This window comes from Thiorhodococcus fuscus (assembly GCF_042682685.1).
GTDB lineage: Bacteria > Pseudomonadota > Gammaproteobacteria > Chromatiales > Chromatiaceae > Imhoffiella > Imhoffiella fuscus.
Window position 1 is genome coordinate 255,495 of record NZ_JBHUHX010000007.1, and the last position, 20,196, is coordinate 275,690.

Here is a 20,196-nt window from a genome sequence, read left to right on the forward strand (position 1 = left end):
TCCAATCCGGAGGACGCGCCCCGTGCGGACCCGCATGCGGGGTGCTGTGGGAGCCGGGGGAGACCCCCCGGCGACCCGATTAGCCATTTACGGCTTGGAGCGAGGTGGCGTTGAATTCGAAAGCCGTTTGTAGCTGGATGAATCGTCGGGATCACCGGTAGTAAGACTGCGAGTTGCATCGATCATAATTGCTTCAAGATTCGCTCGAAGCTCTGGCGATTTCACTTGACCGGAAACCTTCAACATGTAGTCAAGCTGGCTTTTCTTGAGCTGAAATTCATCTTTGCTTGCTGCAATTTCTTCGCGTCGTGCTTTGGCGTGGGCAAGGCGTGTATCAGCCTCCATTTTCGCCAGATAAGCTTCCCTTCCACGATCAAACGCCAGACCCGCGACGGACGATACTGCCTTGTAAGAAGCCTTTGTTTTGGCCCAAACGGCTAAGACCCACGAGCCATAAGAAATCGACTCGATATGCAGTGCATCTTCTTCCGACAGAAGGCTTTGCTCAATATCTCTATCGGGGTTTTCTTCCACGAAATGGATGAGTTCTTCGAGCCTGTCAGTGTGGTAAAGAAAGAAAATTGCATAGAGTGTTCGAAGACCACGCAGCTTCTTCTCCACTGTTGCCAGCGGAACTCGTTGAGGCATGTCACCAAGCGATATGAGTATTGGAGGCAGTTCGCCAGGGTTGATCGTTTGGATTAAGTTAACTTCCGAATGATTGATCGGTGATCCAAAAAATCGAATCATCGCTCCACCACTTAATCCAAGCTCAATACGCTCGTTGCCCCAATCTGCGGCGCTGATTATCGAACGGCCCTTAACAATAGAAACGAACTCTGCAAAGTCACTTTGTCTACGCTCATTAACTTCTGCTGCACCAATGGAATACATGGTCATATCAAAAATGCTCCGGGAGTGGGATCAAATGGCTAACTATGATTATCTGAACCATTCGACCCTGATAACCCAATATTACCCCAGTTTTCGGGCGTTTCCGCCCGGATTTTCGCGCCTCAATCGCTTATCAAGGCGTCCACGCTCTGATAACCGGATATCTCCGACTAATCCGGGCGAATGCGCTTGATAACTGGGCCGAAAAGCACATCTCAGGGCGTGCGTGACAGGATAAGTTGATATTGAAGGGGATTTTCGGGCCAGAATCGGGCGAGGGATCCGATTCGACCCATGTGTGGTATCTCTACAAAACCCCTTTGCTCTTCCCTCGAACACGTTCGTAAAACTCCTCCATCACCTCCACAAACGAATTATCCCTCTCCCAAAACCCCGGAAAATCCCCTGCCTTTCGCACCAGAATCCCCGACACGACCGGCGGGGTGGCCGGCTCGATCTCGGTCGGCAGTCGCTTTCCGCCAGTCCAGAAATCCCGATAGTTCGGTGCCGACTCGGCACCCTTTGGTCGGGTGAAGAAGGACTCTGCCGGCTCCGCTGCCTCCACCCGCTCGTCCATCATCGACACCAGTGCCTGTCCCAGCGGGGTCTTGCTCAGCGCCTTGTGCAGTCGCTCCCGTGACAGCCCTCTCAGCTCGAACAGCAGGAAGGGATCGCTATCGAGCTGTCCCGCCAATCGGTAATAGACCCCGGCGATGTGCTTGCAGGGATTGGCATAGTCGGGGCAGGAGCAGTCGGTGAGGGCGAAGTCCTTGCGGCTCTGCGGCAGCAGGTTCAGGCGCATGCCAGCGAAGACCTGATCGATGCGCTCGGGCATCTCGCCCAAGAGCAGTTGCGAGACCAGCGCGGCGTTGCTGCCGAGCGTGGCGATGGCCGTGTCCCAGTCCTTGTCCGGGATGGGGGACAGGCGGATCTGGGTCTTGTATTGCGGCTCCTTGTAGACGCCGAAATAGGCGTTGACGTTGCCCCGCACCGTGGCGCTCACCAGCGCCTTCTCGATGCCGAAGCTCAGGATGCGGTTGTCGCCGCTGTAGCTGCGTCCGCGCTGTAGACGCCCGCGGTCCATGCAGCCTTCGAGCGCGGCGATGAAGCGTTGTCCCCACCAAGTCTTGCCCTGTTGTGCCATCTGTCAGTCCACCACTGCGTCGCGATTGAGCCGGATGAGCGCCTTGAAGCGTTCGTTGTCGAGCTGGGCGAGCCAGGATTCGTCGTTGCCGACGATGGCGCCGGCGAGCGCCTGTTTGCTGCGGATCATCTCGTCGATGCGCTCTTCGAGCGTGCCCAGGGTGACCATCTTGTGCACGAAGACGGTCTTTTCCTGGCCGATACGGAAGGCGCGGTCGCTGGCCTGGTCCTCCACCGCCGGGTTCCACCAACGGTCGAAGTGGAAGACGTGGTTGGCCTTGGTCAGGGTGATGCCGACGCCGCCGGCCTTGAGCGAGAGCACGAAGACGGAGGGCTCGGTCGCTGGATCCTGGAAGTTGGCGATCATCTCCTCGCGGCGCTTGCGTGAGGTGCCGCCGTGCAGATAGAAGCTGTTGAAGCGCCATTCCTGGCGCAGCAGCCGTTCGAGCGCGGCACCGACCTCGGTGAACTGGCTGAAGATGAGCACGCTGTCGCCCTCGGCCATGACCTCCTCCAGCATCTCCTGGAGCCGTTGCAGCTTGTGCGAGCGCTCGGGGCTGAAGGGGCTGCCGTCCTGGAGGAACTGGGCCGGGTGGTTGCAGATCTGCTTGAGCCGCATCAGCGTGGAGAGCATGAGTCCCTGGCGCTCGATACCCTCCTTTTCCTCCAGGTCGCGCTCGACCTGGCGCACCACGCCCTCGTAGAGTGCCGCCTGTTCCTTGCCGAGGTTACAGTATTGGATCGCCTCGATCTTGTCCGGCAGGTCGCGGATGATCGCCTTGTCGGTCTTGACCCGACGCAGGATGAAGGGCTCGACCAGACGTTTGAGGGTCGCGGTCTGGACCGGATCCTGGTCGCGCTGCACCGGCAGCTCGAAGCGTTTGCGAAAGCGTGCCTGGGTGTCGAGATAGCCGGGATTGAGGAAGTGGAGGATGGACCAGAGATCCATCAGCCGGTTCTCGACCGGGGTGCCGGTGAGGGCGAGCCGGTGGGTGGCGCGCAGCTTGCCGATGGCCTTGGTCTGGGCCGCCTTGGGGTTTTTGATGTTCTGGGCCTCGTCGAGCACCACCCGGTGCCAGTCGATCGCGGTGAGCATCGGTTGATCGCGACGCGCCAGTGCGTAGGAGGTGACGACCAGCGCCTTGCCCGCCACCGCCTGCTTGAAGGTCTTGGTGTCAGCGGCGCGTCCGCTGCCGTGATGGATGAGCACCGGCAGTTGCGGGGCGAAGCGCTCGACCTCCTTTTGCCAGTTGCCGATGACCGAGGTCGGGGCGATCAGCAGGGTCGGGGCGGGCGCTGCGCCGTCCCCGCGCTCCTGGACCAGCCGGGCGATGACCTGGATCGTCTTGCCGAGACCCATGTCGTCGGCCAGACAGCCGTTGAGCCCCAAGCGCTCCAGGAGGCCGATCCAGCCGACGCCGCGTTTCTGGTAATCGCGCAGCTCGGCGTTGAGGTCGGGGAGGTCGGCGATCGGCTCCAGACGGCTGCGGTTGCGCAGTCCTTCGAGCATGTCGGCCAGGGCATCGTCGCGGTCGACCTCGAAGAGATCATCGGTGGCGGTGCGCTGGAGCAGTGACTGGAGATCCATCTCGGCAGTCTCCTGGCCGTGCGCGCGCCAGAAGGCGAGCATCTCCTGCATCTGGTCGCGATCCAGCTCGACCCATTGGCCACGAAAGCGCACCAATGGGGTTTTGGCGTCGACCAGGCGTTGCCACTCGTCCTCACTCACCGTCTCGTCGCCGATGGCGAGCTGGTAGCGGTATTGGATCAGGTTGTCGAGGCTGAGGATGTCGGCCCCGGCTGCGCTGCCCGAGGCCTTCTCCCTCTGTGGGTTGGAACGCAGCCGGATGCGCACCCGCCGTCGTCCCTTGGGGGTCCACCAGGCGGGGACGATGACCTTGAAGCCGGCATCTTCCAGGATCCAGGCGTCCTCCTTGAGGAAGCGGAAGGCGGCGTCCAGGTCGAGTGTCACCGATTCGGGCGTCGCGGTGTCGAGCCCCGCCCAGAGACTGGGCAGCATGCGGGCGGCGAGTCCCAGGTCGAGCAGCGCCTGAGTCTCGAAATCGGCGCCGAGCTGGCGGTGCGCCTGCTTGCCTATCGCGAGCGCCGACGCTTGTCACCGGTTGGGACGATTGGATGGAGGGAGTCGTCGTCGCGCTATCGAGCCCGTGCGCGACGGGCTCGATGGGGATGCTCAGCCCTTGACCCAGTCCCGCACCTGATCCGGCCCAGGGATGCCGCCGGCGTGCACGACCTTGCCGTCCAGTACGACGCCGGGCGTGGACATGACCCCATGGCCGAGGATCTCGGCCATATCCGTGACCTTGTCGAGCTGGATCTCGACGCCGGCCTCCTTGGCGGCCTGGGTGATGAGGTTGGCGGTGACCTCGCAGTTGCGGCAGCCGCCGCCCAATACCTTGAATGTCTTCATGTTCGATACCTCAAGCGATCAGATTGAATGTCCAGCCGACGACCGTGAAGGCGACGGCCAGCACGCCGGCGAACAGGGCGAGTGCCGGCCAGCGGATGACCTTGCGCAGGATCAGCATCTCGGGGAGCGAGAGCGCGGCGACGCTCATCATCAGGGCCAGGGTCGTGCCGATCGCGACCCCTTTGGTCAGCATCGCCTCGGCCACCGGGATGATGCCGGTGGCGTTGGAATAGAGCGGGATGCCCAGTAGCACGGCCAGCGGAACGCTGTACCAATCGTCACCGCCCAAATGGGCCGTCACCCAAGCGGCGGGGACGAATCCGTGGAAGAGCGCGCCGACCGCGATACCGATCAGCACCCAGATCCAGATGCGTCCGACGATCTCCCGGACCTCGCCGAGCGCATAGCGATGCCGCCCGAGCAGGCTGCGGTCGGTTTCGATCGTGCCAGTTTCACCCATGCGGATCTTCCAGACATAGTCCTCGACCCAGCGTTCGGGGTGGAACGCCTGCATGGCGATGCCGCCGAACCAGGCGACCAGCAGTCCGGCCAGGACGTAGAGCGCCGCCAGCTTCCAGCCGAGCACGCCGACCAGAATTACCGCTGCGACTTCGTTGATCATCGGGCTGGCGATCAGGAAGGAGAAGGTCACGCCGAGCGGGATGCCAGCCTCGACGAAGCCGATGAAGAGCGGCACCGAGGAGCAGGAGCAAAAGGGTGTGACTGCGCCGAGCGTGACCGCCATCCCGCGCGCCTGCCAGTCGGGTCGGCCACGCACGAAGGCGCGGACCCGTTCGGGCGAGAGCATGGCGCGCAGCAGTCCCATGACATAGATGACGATGACCAGCAGGGCGAAGATCTTGGTCAGGTCCATGACGAAGAACTGGACGGCCGCACCGAGATGCGATTCGGGGCCGAGTCGCAGGATCTGGAAGGCGATCAGATTTCCGAAGGACTCAAACATGGCCGGACACCGCGCGACCCTGCTCGTACCAGCCCTGGGTCCGGTTGACCAGCCGCACCACCAGCAGCATCACCGGCACCTCGATCAGGACGCCGACCACGGTCGCGAGCGCCGCGCCGGACTCGAAGCCGAACAGCGAGATGGCCGCCGCGACCGCCAGCTCGAAGAAGTTGGAGGCACCGATCAGCGCCGAGGGACAGGCGACGCTGTGCTGCTCGCCGACGGTGCGGTTGAGCCAGTAGGCCAGGGCCGAATTGAAGAAGACCTGGATCAGGATGGGCACGGCCAGCAGCAGGATGATCAGGGGTTGCTCGATGATGGCCTCGCCCTGGAAGGCGAACAGCAGCACCAGGGTCGCGAGCAAGGCGAGGATCGAGGCATGGCCGAGGCGATCGAGGGTGGCGTCGAAACGCGCCTGGCCCTGGGCGAGCAGCCGATGGCGCCAGATCTGGGCCAGGATCACCGGGATGAGGATATAGAGCACGACCGAGGTCAGCAGGGTGTTCCAGGGCACGACGATCGAGGACAGTCCGAGCAGCAGCCCGACGATGGGCGCGAAGGCGAACACCATGATGGCGTCGTTGAGCGCGACCTGCGACAGGGTGAAGTAGGGATCACCGCCGGTGAGCCGGCTCCAGACGAAGACCATCGCCGTGCAGGGCGCGGCGGCGAGCAGGATGAGACCGGCGACGTAGGAATCGAGCTGTTCGGCCGGCAGCCAGGGCGCGAAGAGTCCTCGGATGAAGATCCAGGCCAGCAGCGCCATCGAGAAGGGCTTGACCGCCCAGTTGACCAACAGGGTGACGCCGATGCCCTTCCAGTGCGAGCGGACCTGATGCAGTGCGCCGAAGTCGACCTTCATCAGCATGGGGATGATCATCACCCAGATGAGCAGGCCCACGGGGAGGTTGACCTGGGCGATCTCCAGCCGTCCGAGAAACTGGAACGGGGTCGGTATCCATTGACCCAATCCGATGCCGACCAGGATGCAGAGTCCGACCCAGAGGGTCAGCCAGCGCTCGAAGACGCTCATGGGCGCACCGGATGCGCGTTTGGTAGAGATGTCGCACTGAACGGACATGCGCTACTCCGACTCGGTCGCGTTGAGATCCAGCGCCTCGATCACGGCCGGGACCAGTCGAGCGCGGATGGCGTCGCGCACCTGGATGAAGGACTCCAGCGGCTCTCCGTGCGGATCGTGGAAGGGCAGGTGGATGCGTGGAGCCGGACGCGGAAAGAGAGGGCAGCTCTCGTTGGCCTTGTCGCAGACGGTGACGACCAGATCGATCGGCGTGTCGATGACGGCATCGATATCCTTTGGATAGAGCCCTTCGGTCGGCAGTCCCGCGTCCGCCAGCGCCGCGATGGCACCGTCCGCGACCTTGGGCTGGGGGCGGGTGCCCGCCGACAGGGCGCGGACCTGGCCGGCCAGGTCCCGATTGAGAATGACCTCGGCCATCTGCGAGCGGCAGGCGTTGCCGGTGCAGAGGACCAGGACGGTCTTGGGTGCTGTGGGCATGCGTATTTCCCCTGCGCTTGTTGGTGTATTGGTGACGTTTCAGGCGCAACGTGGTGCGGATGGTCGGTTCGGCATCATGGCGAGCCGGTGCACGTCTTCGGCGTAGGGTAGGGCGTCGCCAATCCCCTTCTGGGTCTCCAGCAGGATGCTCGACACCCAGCTCGGCAGATCCGGGCGGATCCGGTAATAGATCCAGAGTCCCTCGCGGCGGTCCAGCACCAGCCCGAGCTCGCGCAGTTGCGCCAGATGGCGGGATATGTGCGGCTGGGCGGTGCCGATGGCGTGGGTCAGTTCGCAGACGCAGAGTTCGCCCTGGGCCGCGAGCAGCATCAGGCAGCGTAGCCGGGTTTCGTTGCCGAGGGCGGTGAAAAGCTGATGTGGTTTGGTGTCCATGCCTGAAAATATATCGGAATCGATATATATCGACAACCGAATATTTGGTGTCTCGACACTGGGTGCGACCTTGCGGTCGAGTCGCTGTCTGAGGTGGCGGCAGCAGGCCATGATTCGGGGCTTTTAAACTAGTTGGTCAAGCGTTTGACAAGATAGTTATCCGGTGATAGCTTGCGAGGTTAGGTCCCGGGTCGGGTCTCCAAGCAGATCCATGCGAGCGATGAGGGCTTGCGTCGGCGCGTGCAGGTACCGATCGACGAGGATTCTCGTGGTTTTCTCAGGTGACGAAGCGAGCAGGAGGAGAGGCCGGTTCATGCGGTCTCTTGGGTGGCGCGGCCTCTGCGGAGGCGACTCTAGGCCATGAGGATGCTGGCCTAACGCAAGCGGCTCGCGATCCGTCACCGGCGGGATCGCGATCAGGTTGCTGTTCGAATGCAAAGAAGAACCGGAACCGTCTCGATGTACCGCAGGGACGGCAATCCCCTCATGTCATTTGGAGCTCAATTAAAAATGTCTGCGTCAGGCAATATTTACGGGCAGGACCTGAATCAGGTCGCCGCCAACTACGAACCCTTAAGCCCTCTGACATTCATCGAGCGGGCGGCATCCATCTATCCGAACAAGGCCGCCGTCGTCTACGGCGAGGTGCGTCGTTCCTGGGGCGAGACCTATCGGCGCTGTCGCCTGCTCGCCAGCGCGCTGGCGCGGCGCGGGGTCGGGGCCGGCGATACCGTCTCCATCATGTGCCCGAATCTGCCGGAGCATTTCGAGGCCCATTTCGGCATTCCCATGCTGGGCGCGGTGCTCAACTCCATCAACACCCGTCTCGACGCCTCCACCGTCGCCTTCATTCTCGAGCATGCCGAATCCAAAGTGCTGATCACCGACCGCGAGATGTCGCCGGTGGTGGGCAAGGCGCTGGCGCAGATGAAGAGCCGGCCGATCGTCATCGACATCGACGATCCGACCTTCGAGGGCGGCGAACTCCTGGGCGAGATGACCTACGAGCAGTTCCTCGCCGAAGGCGACTCGGAATTCGCCTGGAAGGGGCCGGAAGACGAATGGAACGCCATCAGTCTCAACTACACCTCCGGAACCACCGGTGATCCCAAGGGCGTGGTCTATCACCATCGCGGCGCCTATCTCAACGCGGTCAGCAATGCGCTGTCCTGGGGGATGCCCAACCGGGCCGTCTATCTCTGGACGCTGCCGATGTTCCACTGCAACGGCTGGTGTTTCCCCTGGACGGTCGCGGCGGTCTCGGGCGTCAGCGTCTGCGTGCGTCACGTGCGCGCGGCGCATCTGATGGAATTGATCAAGCAGGAAAAGGTCGATCATCTCTGCGGCGCGCCCATTGTGCTCAGCATGCTGATCGGCGTGCCGGCCGAGCTGAAGGAAGGGCTGAATCACACCGTCAAGGTCATGACCGCCGGGGCGCCGCCGCCGGCGTCCGTGATCCAGGGCATGGAGGAGATGGGCTTCGATGTGACCCATGTCTACGGACTCACCGAGACCTACGGTCCCTGCGTGGTCTGTGCCTGGAACGACGACTGGGACGACAGGTCGATGCAGGAACGCTCTCGGCTCAAGGCGCGCCAGGGCGTGAGGGTGCCGATGCAGGAGGGGCTCATGGTGGGCGATCCGGTGACCCTCAAGCCGGTCCCGCGCGATGGCGAGACGATCGGTGAGATCTTCATGCGCGGCAACGTGGTCATGAAGGGCTATCTGAAGAATCCCAAGACCACCCGCGCATCCTTCCAGGGCGGCTGGTTCCATTCGGGCGACCTGGCGGTGTGTCATCCGGACGGCTATATCGAGATCAAGGACCGTTCCAAGGACATCATCATCTCCGGCGGCGAGAACATCTCCAGCATCGAGGTCGAGGAGATCCTGTTCCGGCACCCATCGATTCAGGACGTGGCGGTCGTCGCCATGAGCGACGAGAAGTGGGGCGAGGTGCCCTGCGCCTTCATCTCCCTGATCCCGGATGCGCAGATGACCGAGGAAGAGGTCATCCGGTATTGCCGCGAGAACATGGCCCATTTCAAGGTGCCGAAGAAGATCGTCTTCAAGGATCTGCCGCGAACCTCGACGGGTAAGGTTCAGAAATTCATCCTGCGCCAGTGGGCGAAAGAGGAATCATGACAATGAAGGTACTGGTCGCGGTCAAGCGCGTCATCGACTACAACGTCAAGGTGCGCGTCAAGCCGGATCACAGCAATGTGGATCTGGCCAACGTCAAGATGTCCATCAATCCCTTCTGCGAGATCGCGGTCGAAGAGGCCGTCCGGCTGAAGGAATCCGGTGCGGCGAGCGAGGTCGTGGTGGTCTCGATCGGTCCCAAGGCGGTCCAGGACCAACTGCGCGCGGCCATGGCCATGGGTGCCGATCGCGGCATCTGGGTCGAGACGGCCGAGACCGATCTCGGCGCGCTCAGCATCGCCCGTCTGCTGGCCCAGGTGGTGCGCGATGAGCAGCCCGGTCTGGTCCTGCTCGGCAAGCAGTCGATCGACTCCGACAACAACCAGACCGGTCAGATGCTGGCGGCCCTGCTGGACTATCCCCAGGCGACCTTCGCCTCCAAGCTGACGGTCGAGGGCGACGAGGCCGAGGTGACGCGCGAGATCGACGGCGGTCTGCAGACCCTCGCGCTCAGGCTGCCGGCGGTGGTCACCACCGACCTGCGGCTCAACGAGCCGCGCTACGTCAAGCTGCCCGACATCATGAAGGCCAAGCGCAAGCCGCTGGCCCAGACCAGTCCCGAGACGCTGGGCGTCACGCCGTCGGCCGGTCTGAAACTGCTGTCGGTCGAGCCGCCGGCCGAGCGCCATGGCGGCGTCATGGTCGAGTCGGTGGCTGCGCTGGTCGACGCCTTGAAGAACCAAGCCCGAGTGCTGTGAGGGGATCGAACATGAGCATTCTCGTCATCGCTGAGCACGACAACCAAACGCTCAAATCCGCCACTCTGCACGCCCTCGCGGCAGCCGCTCAGATCGGCGGGGACGTCGACCTGCTGGTCGCCGGCAGCGACTGTCAGGCCGTCGCCACCGCAGCGGCGGCCATTCCCGGCGTGCGCAAGGTTCTGGTCTCGGACGCGCCGGCCTACGGTCATCATCTGGCCGAGAACCTCTCCCGGCTGGTCGTGGATCTGGCCGAGGGCTACGGCTACCTGCTGACCCCGTCCACCACCACCGGCAAGGATTTCATGCCGCGCGTCGCCGCGCTGTTGGGGGTCGAGCAGATCTCGGATGTCATGGCCGTGGTCGGCCCCGACACCTTCCGCCGTCCCATCTACGCCGGCAACGCCATCGCCACCGTCCAGTCCTCGGATCCGATCAAGGTGATGACGGTGCGCACGACCTCCTTCGAGGCGGTCGAGACCTCGGGCGGCAGTGCCGCCATCGAGTCGCTGTCGCAGGTCTTCGAGGCGAGCGGAACCCGCTTCGTCTCCGAGGCGTTGGTGCAGTCCGATCGCCCCGAGCTGACCTCGGCCCGCGTCGTGGTCTCCGGCGGTCGCGGTCTGGGCTCGGCGGACAACTTCGCGCACCTGTACCAGCTCGCCGACAAGCTTGGCGCGGCGGTTGGCGCTTCGCGTGCGGCGGTCGATGCGGGCTATGTCCCCAACGACATGCAGGTGGGACAGACCGGCAAGGTGGTCGCGCCGGAGCTCTATATCGCCGTGGGCATCTCGGGGGCCATCCAGCATCTGGCCGGCATGAAGGAGTCCAAGGTGATCGTCGCCATCAACAACGATCCCGATGCACCCATCTTCCAGGTCGCGGATTACGGGTTGGTCGCGGACCTCTTCACCGCGTTGCCCGAACTGATCGAAAGTCTCTAGCAGGTAATTCACCATGAGTTATGTCCACCCCTACCGGGACGCGGAGTTCGTCCTGCGTCATCTGGTCGATTTCGATGCGCTCTGTGCCGCTGCCGGACTCGAAGAGGTCAATGCCGATCTGGCCGTCGCCATCCTTGAGGAAGCCGCCAAGCTTGGCTCGGAGGTGCTGGCGCCGCTGAATCGGGTAGGGGACCAGCAGGGCGCCCGGATGGACGCGCAGGGCGTCGAGGAGACGCCAGGGTTCAAGGAGGCCTACGGTCAGTTCGCCGAAAGCGGCTGGCTTTCGCTCTCGGTGGCCGAGGAGTTCGGCGGACAGAATCTGCCCAACGCCCTCAATACCGCTGTCAACGAGATCTGGCATTCGGCCAACATGGCCTTCGCGCTCTGTCCCATGCTGAGTCAGGGGGCGATGGAGTCGATCGCCCACCATGCGGACGAGACGCTCCAGGCGCTCTATCTGCCCCGCCTGGCGACCGGCGAATGGACCGGTACCATGAACCTGACCGAGCCGGATGCCGGTTCGGATCTCGCGGCCATCAAGTGCAAGGCGATTCCGGACGGCGATCACTACCGCATTAGCGGTCAGAAGATCTTCATCACCTGGGGCGATCACCGGATGACCGAGAACATCGTGCATCTGGTGCTGGCGCGCCTGCCCGATGCGCCTCCCGGCGTGAAGGGCATCTCGCTCTTCATCGTGCCCAAGGTGCTGGTCGAGGAGAACGGCGACCTCGGCGCGCCCAACCAGGTGCGCTGTCTGTCGTTGGAGCACAAGCTCGGCATCCACGGCAGCCCGACCTGCGTCATGGAGTTCGACGCGGCCATCGGTTATCTGGTCGGCGAGCCCAACAAGGGCCTGGCCTACATGTTCACCATGATGAACCATGCCCGCCAGGCGGTGGGTCTGCAGGGGCTCTCCATCTCCGAGCGCGCCTATCAGGGCGCCCTCCAGTACGCCCAGGAGCGTTTGCAGGGCACCCGGCGCGACGGTTCGCGCATCGCCATCATCGAGTATCCGGACGTGCGCCGCATGCTGATGACGATGAAGAGCGCGACCGAGGCCATGCGTGCCCTGGCGATGGTGGCCAGCGCCGAGGTCGACCGTTTCCGCTATGCGAGCGACACGGCCGAGAAGGCGCGCCACTTCGCGCGTCTGGAGCTCTTCACGCCCATCGTCAAGGGCTGGCTGACCGAGATGTCTCAGGAGTTGACCTCGCTGGGCATCCAGGTCTACGGCGGCATGGGTTACGTGGAGGAGACCGGCGCGGCTCAGCATTATCGGGACGCGCGCATCCTGACCATCTACGAGGGCACGACCGGCATCCAGGCGCAGGATTTCATCGGCCGCAAGACGCTGTCCAACAATGGCGAGGCGCTGCAGCTGCTGCTCGACGAGATGCAGTCGACCGCCGAGGCGCTGCGCTCCAGCGGCTATCCGGACGCGAGCCTGGTCGCGGCCTTCGACCAGTCCCTGGCGCATGGCGTGAAGGCGCGTGCCTGGATTCTGGAGCAGGCCGGCGCCAACCGCGATCTGGCGGGCAGCGCGAGCTTCAATTTCCTGATGCTGTTCGGCTATCTGTGCGGCGGCTGGCTGATGGCGCGCGAGGCGCTGCAGGCGCGCGCCCTGAGCGAGGCGGGCGAGGGCGATCCCTCTTTCCTTGGGGCCAAGATGACTACCGCGCGCTTCTACTGCGAGCATCTGCTGCCGCGCACCCAGTCCTGCCTGGCGGCCGTGCTGGCTGGCAGCGAGAGCATCATGGCCCTGACGGTCGACCAGTTCTAGGAGTTCATCATGAGCGAACGCGAATCCATGGAGTTCGATGTCGTCATCGTCGGTGCCGGTCCGGCCGGTCTGGCGACGGCGTGCCGGTTGGCGCAACTCTCCAGCGATCGGCAGCTCGACCTCAGCATCTGCGTGGTGGAGAAGGGCTCCGAGGTCGGGGCGCACATCCTCTCCGGCGCCGTGATCGAGACGCGGGCGCTCGACGAACTCTTCCCCGACTGGAAGGAGCGGGAGGCGCCGCTGGTCACGCCGGTCACGCGCGATCAGGTCTATCTGCTGCGCGACGACCAGAATGCCTGGAGCCTTCCGTCGGCACTGGTTCCGCGCACCCTGCACAATGAGGGCAACTACATCGCCAGCGTCGGCAATCTCTGTCGCTGGCTGGCGGCCCAGGCCGAGGAGCTGGGCGTCGAGATCTTCCCCGGATTCGCGGCGAGCGAGGTGCTGTTCGGCGACCAGGGGCAGGTGATCGGCATCGCCACCGGCGATATGGGCGTCGGTGCCGACGGCGAGCCCAAGGACAGCTATACCCCCGGCATGGATCTGCTGGCGCGCTACACGGTGTTCGCCGAGGGCTGCCGCGGTCAGCTCGGCAAGGTGCTGCAACAGCGCTACGACCTGGCGGCCGGGGCGGACCCGCAGCATTACGGGATCGGTTTCAAGGAGCTGTGGGATGCGGATCCGGCCCTGCACGAGCCGGGGCTGGTGGTCCATGGCGCGGGCTGGCCGCTACAGAACGGCACCAGCGGCGGGTTCTTCCTCTATCACCAGGAGAACAACCAGATCGCCGTGGGTCTGATCGTCGACCTCGACTACGACAATCCCCGGCTCAGCCCCTACGACGAATTCCAGCGTGTGAAGCAGCATCCGGTGATCGCGCGCTATCTCAAGGGCGGCAAGCGTGTCGCCTACGGTGCGCGCGCGCTCGCCAAGGGCGGCTTCAATGCGCTGCCGCGCTTGCATTTCCCCGGCGGTCTGCTGGTCGGCTGCGATGCCGGTACGCTCAACGTCGCCAAGCTCAAGGGCACGCATACGGGGCTCAAGACCGGCATGCTGGCGGCGGAAGAGATCGTTGAGGCGATCGGCGCCGGGGATCAGGGCGGTTCGGATCTGGCCGGGTTCGACGCACGTCTGCGCGGCTCCTGGGTTCATGAGGAACTGTACGCCACCCGCAACTTCGCTCCGGCGTTGCATCGCCTGGGGCTCCTGAGCGGCGGCGCGCTCAACTATCTGGATCAGAACCTGCTGGGCGGCAAGCTGCCCTTTACGCTGCACGACCGCACGCCGGACTATGCGCGGCTGCGCCCGGCCAGTGACTGTCCGTCGATCGACTATCCCAAGCCGGACGGCGTGCTGAGTTTCGATAAACTGAGTTCGGTGTTCCTGTCGAACACCAACCACGAAGAGGATCAGCCCTGTCATCTGCATCTGGCCGATCCGGGTATCCCGATCACGCGCAATCTGCCGGAGTTCGACGAACCGGCGCAGCGTTATTGTCCGGCTGGGGTCTATGAGATCGTCGACGATGGGGCAGGGCCGCGTTTGCAGATCAACGCCCAGAACTGCGTCCACTGCAAGACCTGCGACATCAAGGATCCGGCACAGAACATCACCTGGGTCGCGCCCGAAGGCGGCGGCGGTCCCAACTATCCCAACATGTGAGGAACGAACATGGCTCGTGAGCTCAAGATCGGCGACAAGGCGACCATCACGCGGCGCTTCACCGATGCCGACGTGCGTCAGTTCGCCGAACTGTCGACCGACCACAATCCGATTCATCTGGACCCCGACTATGCCGCCGGGACCCAGTTCAAGCAGCGGATCGTCCATGGCGCGCTGGTCGGCAGCCTTTTCTCGGCCCTGCTCGGCGAGCATCTGCCGGGTCACGGCGGCATCTACATGGGGCAGACCTTGCAGTTCAAGGCGCCCGTCTTTCTGGACATGGAGGTGATCGCGAGCGTCGAGATCACCGCCATCCACGAGCGCAAGCCCATCGTCACCCTCAGCACCCAATGCGTCGACGCCGAGGGCAAGACCCTGATCACGGGCGAGGCGGTGATGTATGTGCCTTGGCTGAAGGATACCGCGAGCACCTGAGTCGGGTTGTCTCTGTCGCCATCGATCGGGAAGCGATCCCGATCGATGGGGTTCTAACGCATGAATCGGGAGAAACGCTCCCGCCATTCCTCGTCGACCCGGATCGGTCGCAGGTCTTCCAGCGACACCATGACGATCTTGAGTCGGATCCGCACCCGTTCCTCTTCGCCGTTCCAGGCGCTCACCGCGAGCTGAACCGAGCTGTTGCCGATGGCCTCGACGGACAGGGCGAACTCCAGCATATCTCCATAGACGCTCGGAACCAGATACTCGATCTCAAGCTTCACCGCTGGGATGGTGAGTCGGTGTTCTTCCTGCAGTGCGCGGAAGCTGATGCCGAGGTCGTCGCGGAACCAGTCCTCCACGACCTCGTTGCAGAGTTCGGCATAGCGCGGATAGAAGACGATTCCGGCGGGATCGCAGTGTGAGAAGCGGACGTTTTTGGTGACTCTGAAGCTCATGAGGCGCATGTCTTGGTTGGCGAGTCGCTCGCCTAGATGCTGGCGGAACTCGGGTGGATGAAAGAACCGGGATCTGATCAGTGTGTCGGAGCGTGGCGCTATTCCTGCACTCCGCGCCGAACCATGTCGAGCATGACGCGGGCGATTTCCTCCGGGCTACGCGTGCCGCCTGGACGGTACCAGAGACAGCCCCAGTTCATGCCTCCGAGCAGGAATAGGCGCAACAGCGAGCGATCCGTACCGGGCGCGGCGGGCAGTGCATCGACGAGGTCGCGGAAGACGCTCTCGTAGTCGTTGCGGTAGGGCGTGGTGCGCTTGAGCAGATCGACCTTGCCGGTCAGGGCCAGGTTGCGTCCGGCGATGCGGTCGATCGGGGCGCCTTCGAGGATGCCGGCGAAATGCACCTCGCAGGCGATGCGCAGTCGTTCCCAGGGATCGGTCGATTGGGCGATGGCGCTCTCGATGCGCGCCTTGACCTGGGCGATCCCCTCACGATGGACCTCGATGAAGAGTTCTTCCTTCGAGGCGTAATAGTGATAGACCGAGCCGGGCAGCAGGCCGGCGCGTGCGGCGATGTCGCGAATCGAGGTGCCTTCGTAGCTCTTCTCCGAGAAGAGCTGGGCGGCGGCGTTGAGGACGATCTGTCGGCGGTCGATGGGATCATCGCTCTCGCCGTCCTGGGGTTGCGAGGGCGGCGGGCGGATCAAGCTTTGGGTGAGTGTGCCGCGAGCGAGGTATTGGCGTTGCTGCTCGGTCAGCGCTTCGATGCCGTCGCTCGACTGTTCGGCGAGGGCCTGGAGCCGCTTGAACGTGGTTTCCAGTCCGTGGCGCTGGAGGATATAGCGTACCCCGGAGGCCGAGATCTTAAGGTTGCGGGCACGCAGCGTCTTGGCGATGCCGGCCTGTCCGAGTTCGGGCCGCTCGCGTGCGAGGCGCAAGATCTCGGTCTCGATGACGCTGGTCTCTGACGATGCGCAGGGGCGTCTGCGTGCCTGTTTCATGTCTGCTCGTTTTCCGGGTGAGTGGCGGCGAATACCGACCCTAGAGCATAAAACTACTTATTCTAGCGTTTGACAAGCTAGTTTGTCGGTAGCGCCGTCCGGCGCCCGTCCTCAGGCATGGAGCGGGCGTCTGACGGCCTCTGGATGGCGATGGGGTCAGGGTCGTTCGAAGATGGCGGCGATCCCCTGGCCGCCGCCGATGCACATGGTGACCAGGGCATGGCGGCCGCCGATACGCTCCAGTTCATAGATCGCCTTGGTCGCCAGGAAGGCCCCGGTGCAGCCAACCGGGTGGCCTAGGGCGATGGCTCCGCCATTGGGGTTGGTCTTGGCAGGATCCAGTCCGAGCCCTCGGGCGACTGCGATCGCCTGTGCCGCGAACGCCTCGTTCGACTCCACGACGTCCATTTGGTCGAGCGACAGCCCGGCGCGCTCCAGCGCCTTCTTGCTGGCCGGAATCGGCCCCTCGCCCATGATGTGGTTCGGTACGCCGGCCACGGCGCTCGACACCAGGCGGGCGATCGGACGGTAGCCCGCGCGTTCGGCCGCCTCGGCCTCGGCCAGCACCAGGAAGGCAGCGCCGTCGTTGATGCCGGAGGCGTTGCCGGCGGTCACGGTGCCGTCCTTCTTGAAGGCGGGGCGCATCTTGGCCAGCGCCTCGATGGTGGCGTTCGGTCGAGGGTGCTCGTCGGTGTCGAAGACCGTGACACCCTTGCGCGACTCCAACTCGATGGGAACGATCTGCGCGGCGAAGCGTCCCTCGGCGATGGCCGCGCTGGCGCGTCGCTGCGACTCCAGCGCGTATCGGTCCTGCTCCTCGCGGTCGATGCCCCATTTCTCGGCCAAGTTTTCGGCCGTGACGCCCATGTGGCCGACGCCGAATGGATCGGTCAGGGTGGCAACCATGGCGTCGATCATCTGGGTATCGCCCATGCGCGCGCCCGATCGCATCGACGACGAGAGATAGGCACCGCGCGACATCACCTCGACGCCGCCGCCGAGCCCGAATTCGCACTCGCCCGTCATGATCGCCTGCGCGGTGCTGAGGATTGCCTGCATGCCCGAGCCGCACAGCCGGTTGACCGCCATGGCCACCGATTCCATCGGTAGCCCGGCTTGGATCGAGGCGACGCGGGCGACGTAGGGATAGCGCGCCTCGGTGGGGATGCAGTTTCCGACCGTGACGTATTGCAGTTGCTGAGGGTCGGCGCCCGAGCGTGCGACGGCCTCTTTCATGACGATCCCGGCGAGTTCGGTGGGTTCCATCCCGCTCAGCGAGCCGCCGAAGGTGCCGATAGGCGAGCGCGCCGCGCTGAGGATGACGACATTAGGTGTTGACATGAGCATCTGTCTCCATTTCGACGATCTGATTGACGCCTCCGTAGCCACAAGCAAGGAGGCGCTGTGCTTCCTCTCTCCATCCTGACGTGATGCCCGCGATTCGACGCGCTGTTGCGCCTCTCGTCGGATACGTCGGGCCGCCGTGCTCGGAAAGGTCGGAGATTGTACCTGGATCCGGCAGCTTGAAGCGCAAAAATGCTTTTTATTTTATTTAAAACAACATTTTGCGATGCCTGTTCTCATTGGGCTCCTGTTCATTCCGACGCAGACCTTAATGCCGGGTTGCGATGTGGACGCCATCACGGTGTCCAGGGTCGAAATCCGTTACAACAATCGGGACGGCGCGGACGTGACGATGGTCGATACTGGAGCAGGACCTGGCTTGAGAAGCGAAAAGGTGGTATCCATCTTCGACGATCAGGATCGTTTTGCGCTCTGTCGAGAGCAGTCCATCGGACACGCGGCTGGTGTCGATTGGCTCGGAGCGGCCATGATCGGATGGCGCGAAAGGGTTGCGAGTTCGTTATGGCGAGAGCGGGTATGATCGAGGTGCTCGGGGCGGATAGGAGTGCATCCGGTCGCGGGAACTGGTCCGAGGACTGTTCGTCTTTTGCCAAGGAAGCGACGTTCAAGGACGAACGGGAGAAGGATCTATTATGAGCTGGCGCATTCCGGCGGCGTTTAGAATCGACCGCGCTGGATTGCTCCGGGATTTCGCCTGCGTCATTCGCGGATGTGAACGGCCGGGCGCCCATCTAGAATTTCATTCTGCAGAAGAGAAGGATACAGGTGGCAAAAACAAATACGCTCTCGACGGATGACGTCCTGTTGATGTTGTGCGGGTCCGTCAAAAAGGTGCTGACCACCGCTACGGGAACCGAGATCGTTTACTCCCCGATGGTGCAGCGGATTACCCGCACCTGTCTGCGGCCAGATATCGGTTGCTTCGTGCTCTTCGACGGCAGCTTTTCCGGCCTGGTTATCATGAATTTCTCCTCCCAATCGGCCATGGAGCTCTATCGCGCCTACATGATGAACATGGGCATGCCCGAGTCCGAGCTGGCGACCTTGCACACCTCGGACGAGGTCGGGAATATGCTCGGCGAGCTGATGAACCAGATCGTGGGCGATTTCACCGGCAACGTCGGGCATCAGTTGCGGGTTTCCATCAATCAGAATCAGCCGAAGATGCTCACCATCAATAAGGAAGTGATGGTCAGTATCGATACCAATCTCGATCGTGCCCAGGCCCGCCGTGTCGCGTTCACGACCGAACGGCGCAACGTCTTCTACATGGAGTTGGCGATGGACAAGACCGACTTCATCAAGCTGCACGACTTCGAGAGTATGGAGTCGGATCCCGACCGCATCATGGAGGAGCAGCGTACCCCTCAAAAGCCGGCTGCGGACGCAGCCAAGGTGCAAGCGCAGGTCGATCAGGACCTGCTGGACGAATTGGGCTTATGAGCGAGAGTTGCCCCCGTGCCTTCGCGGGGGTGCGAGCGAGGCGCGCTGCATGGGTTGCAGCCGCGCCTTCGCCAAGAGGGTCATTTCCCGATCCCGCGTAACAGAGGGGGTTTCAGGATCCCGTCATCGCCTTTGCGCGATTGATCAGCTCATCGATCTCCCGTTCCGCTTCGGCCCAATCCTCTGCCTCGTGACCCGGCCCGAAATTGCGTTTCTCTGCCTTGTAGTAGGCCGCCTCCTGAATCATGGCGGTACGCTGCTGCTCGGAGGGATTGGCCAGCAGCTTGAGATGCCCCTGAGTGTGATCCGCGACGCTCGCGCTCTTGGTCTTGGTCTTGGCCGCGACGCTGGTCTTCTTGACGGCCGTCTTTTTCGGAGCGGCGCTGACCGCAGCCTTCTTGGCTTTCGGTTCTGCAGGCTTGGTTGCGGTTGGCTTGCTGGGTACGGCTTTTGTTTTGGCCGCCGTCGAGGCGGTGCCGGGTTGGCTGACGGCCACCTTTTTGGTCGTCGTCTTTTTGGGAGCCGGCTTCTTCGCCGCCGTCTTCTTGGTTACGATTTTCTCGTCGGCCATGTCACTCGCTTGCCTCTTGAGTTCTGGGTTTCGCCCTCGGCCTCAGCCGTTCGTACCCTAATGGTGTGAGCGACCGCTCGAAATGCTGTCTGCGGTGCGCTCAGGGCGTTCTGGAATACACGCGATTCCATGCGGTCATCTGCGATGATCGATCAGGCTCCGATCGATGTCGTCTGGAGCAATGATAGTGCCGAATCGTTTCGGACGCAGTCTTGCGAGCCGATCGGGTGCATTCCGTTCGGCGTTGCTTCGAGGGTATAGCATCGAAGCGCTCCATCGCCAAGTTCCGA

Annotated in this window: 20 protein-coding genes; 8 read left to right on the plus strand and 12 right to left on the minus strand. The window is 63.2% G+C overall.

The window, feature by feature from the left end; all coding sequences use genetic code 11:
• Nucleotides 1–87: 87 nt before the first annotated feature.
• The 8 genes from ACFSJC_RS04250 to ACFSJC_RS04285 form a co-directional block, all read right to left on the minus strand.
• The gene (locus ACFSJC_RS04250) at nt 88–900 is read right to left on the minus strand and encodes a hypothetical protein (protein ID WP_386023691.1); all 813 of its coding nucleotides are present in this window, start codon (nt 898–900) and stop codon (nt 88–90) included.
• 301 nt (nt 901–1,201) lie between these two features.
• Nucleotides 1,202–2,038 carry an SWIM zinc finger family protein gene (locus ACFSJC_RS04255; RefSeq protein ID WP_386023694.1) on the minus strand — a complete coding sequence of 279 codons (837 nt, stop codon included), beginning with the start codon at nt 2,036–2,038 and terminating at the stop codon, nt 1,202–1,204.
• Nucleotides 2,039–2,041: 3 nt separating this feature from the next.
• Nucleotides 2,042–4,057 carry a DEAD/DEAH box helicase gene (locus ACFSJC_RS04260; RefSeq protein WP_386023697.1) on the minus strand — a complete coding sequence of 672 codons (2,016 nt, stop codon included), beginning with the start codon at nt 4,055–4,057 and terminating at the stop codon, nt 2,042–2,044.
• Between the two features lie 174 nt (nt 4,058–4,231).
• On the minus strand, nt 4,232–4,468 hold the full coding sequence (locus ACFSJC_RS04265) for a thioredoxin family protein (protein ID WP_386023700.1): 237 nt from the start codon (nt 4,466–4,468) through the stop codon (nt 4,232–4,234).
• Between the two features lie 10 nt (nt 4,469–4,478).
• Entirely contained in the window at nt 4,479–5,432 is a 954-nt protein-coding gene (locus tag ACFSJC_RS04270; RefSeq protein ID WP_386023703.1) for a permease, read from the minus strand.
• Nucleotides 5,425–6,513, minus strand: a complete 1,089-nt coding sequence (gene arsB, locus ACFSJC_RS04275; protein WP_386023706.1) for an ACR3 family arsenite efflux transporter — start codon at nt 6,511–6,513, stop codon at nt 5,425–5,427. Before arsB ends, ACFSJC_RS04270 begins: the two co-directional genes overlap by 8 nt.
• Before the next feature lie 3 nt (nt 6,514–6,516).
• Nucleotides 6,517–6,951 (minus strand): arsenate reductase ArsC, encoded by a 435-nt coding sequence (locus ACFSJC_RS04280; protein ID WP_386023709.1) that lies wholly within the window; start codon nt 6,949–6,951, stop codon nt 6,517–6,519.
• A gap of 39 nt (nt 6,952–6,990) precedes the next feature.
• Entirely contained in the window at nt 6,991–7,344 is a 354-nt protein-coding gene (locus ACFSJC_RS04285) for a metalloregulator ArsR/SmtB family transcription factor (protein ID WP_386023712.1), read from the minus strand.
• A 510-nt stretch (nt 7,345–7,854) separates the two neighbouring features.
• On the opposite strand from ACFSJC_RS04285, the gene ACFSJC_RS04290 reads away from it, so the two are divergent.
• Genes ACFSJC_RS04290 through ACFSJC_RS04315 form a run of 6 tightly spaced genes read left to right on the plus strand, consistent with a single transcriptional unit; the run spans nt 7,855 to nt 15,065 of the window.
• Nucleotides 7,855–9,489: an acyl-CoA synthetase gene (locus tag ACFSJC_RS04290; RefSeq protein WP_386023715.1), complete on the plus strand. Its 1,635-nt coding sequence runs from the start codon at nt 7,855–7,857 to the stop codon at nt 9,487–9,489.
• Nucleotides 9,490–9,491: 2 nt separating this feature from the next.
• Nucleotides 9,492–10,244 carry an electron transfer flavoprotein subunit beta/FixA family protein gene (locus tag ACFSJC_RS04295; RefSeq protein ID WP_386023827.1) on the plus strand — a complete coding sequence of 251 codons (753 nt, stop codon included), beginning with the start codon at nt 9,492–9,494 and terminating at the stop codon, nt 10,242–10,244.
• Nucleotides 10,245–10,255: 11 nt separating this feature from the next.
• Nucleotides 10,256–11,185 (plus strand): electron transfer flavoprotein subunit alpha/FixB family protein, encoded by a 930-nt coding sequence (locus tag ACFSJC_RS04300; protein ID WP_386023718.1) that lies wholly within the window; start codon nt 10,256–10,258, stop codon nt 11,183–11,185.
• A 13-nt stretch (nt 11,186–11,198) separates the two neighbouring features.
• Complete coding sequence (locus ACFSJC_RS04305) at nt 11,199–12,968, plus strand: acyl-CoA dehydrogenase C-terminal domain-containing protein (protein WP_386023721.1); 1,770 nt, start codon at nt 11,199–11,201, stop codon at nt 12,966–12,968.
• Between the two features lie 9 nt (nt 12,969–12,977).
• Nucleotides 12,978–14,630 (plus strand): electron transfer flavoprotein-ubiquinone oxidoreductase, encoded by a 1,653-nt coding sequence (locus ACFSJC_RS04310; RefSeq protein ID WP_386023724.1) that lies wholly within the window; start codon nt 12,978–12,980, stop codon nt 14,628–14,630.
• Between the two features lie 9 nt (nt 14,631–14,639).
• Nucleotides 14,640–15,065, plus strand: coding sequence for a MaoC family dehydratase (locus ACFSJC_RS04315; RefSeq protein WP_386023727.1), 426 nt, complete (start codon nt 14,640–14,642; stop codon nt 15,063–15,065).
• A 53-nt stretch (nt 15,066–15,118) separates the two neighbouring features.
• Here the strand turns inward: ACFSJC_RS04315 and ACFSJC_RS04320 are convergent, their stop codons facing one another.
• The 3 genes from ACFSJC_RS04320 to ACFSJC_RS04330 all read right to left on the minus strand — a co-directional run bounded on the left by ACFSJC_RS04320 (nt 15,119) and on the right by ACFSJC_RS04330 (nt 17,868).
• Nucleotides 15,119–15,526: an acyl-CoA thioesterase gene (locus tag ACFSJC_RS04320; protein ID WP_386023730.1), complete on the minus strand. Its 408-nt coding sequence runs from the start codon at nt 15,524–15,526 to the stop codon at nt 15,119–15,121.
• 98 nt (nt 15,527–15,624) lie between these two features.
• A complete protein-coding gene (locus ACFSJC_RS04325; protein WP_386023733.1) occupies nt 15,625–16,527 on the minus strand; it encodes a TetR family transcriptional regulator in 903 nt (300 codons plus the stop codon).
• A gap of 156 nt (nt 16,528–16,683) precedes the next feature.
• Nucleotides 16,684–17,868 (minus strand): acetyl-CoA C-acyltransferase family protein, encoded by a 1,185-nt coding sequence (locus tag ACFSJC_RS04330; protein ID WP_386023736.1) that lies wholly within the window; start codon nt 17,866–17,868, stop codon nt 16,684–16,686.
• A 142-nt stretch (nt 17,869–18,010) separates the two neighbouring features.
• Here ACFSJC_RS04330 and ACFSJC_RS04335 point away from each other — a divergent pair, with 142 nt between their 5' ends.
• Entirely contained in the window at nt 18,011–18,412 is a 402-nt protein-coding gene (locus ACFSJC_RS04335) for a hypothetical protein (RefSeq protein ID WP_386023739.1), read from the plus strand.
• Nucleotides 18,413–18,657: 245 nt separating this feature from the next.
• Complete coding sequence (locus ACFSJC_RS04340; protein ID WP_386023742.1) at nt 18,658–19,335, plus strand: DUF3334 family protein; 678 nt, start codon at nt 18,658–18,660, stop codon at nt 19,333–19,335.
• Nucleotides 19,336–19,447: 112 nt separating this feature from the next.
• On the opposite strand, the gene ACFSJC_RS04345 is transcribed toward ACFSJC_RS04340, so the two are convergent.
• Nucleotides 19,448–19,906: a DUF2934 domain-containing protein gene (locus ACFSJC_RS04345; RefSeq protein ID WP_386023745.1), complete on the minus strand. Its 459-nt coding sequence runs from the start codon at nt 19,904–19,906 to the stop codon at nt 19,448–19,450.
• Nucleotides 19,907–20,196: the final 290 nt, after the last annotated feature.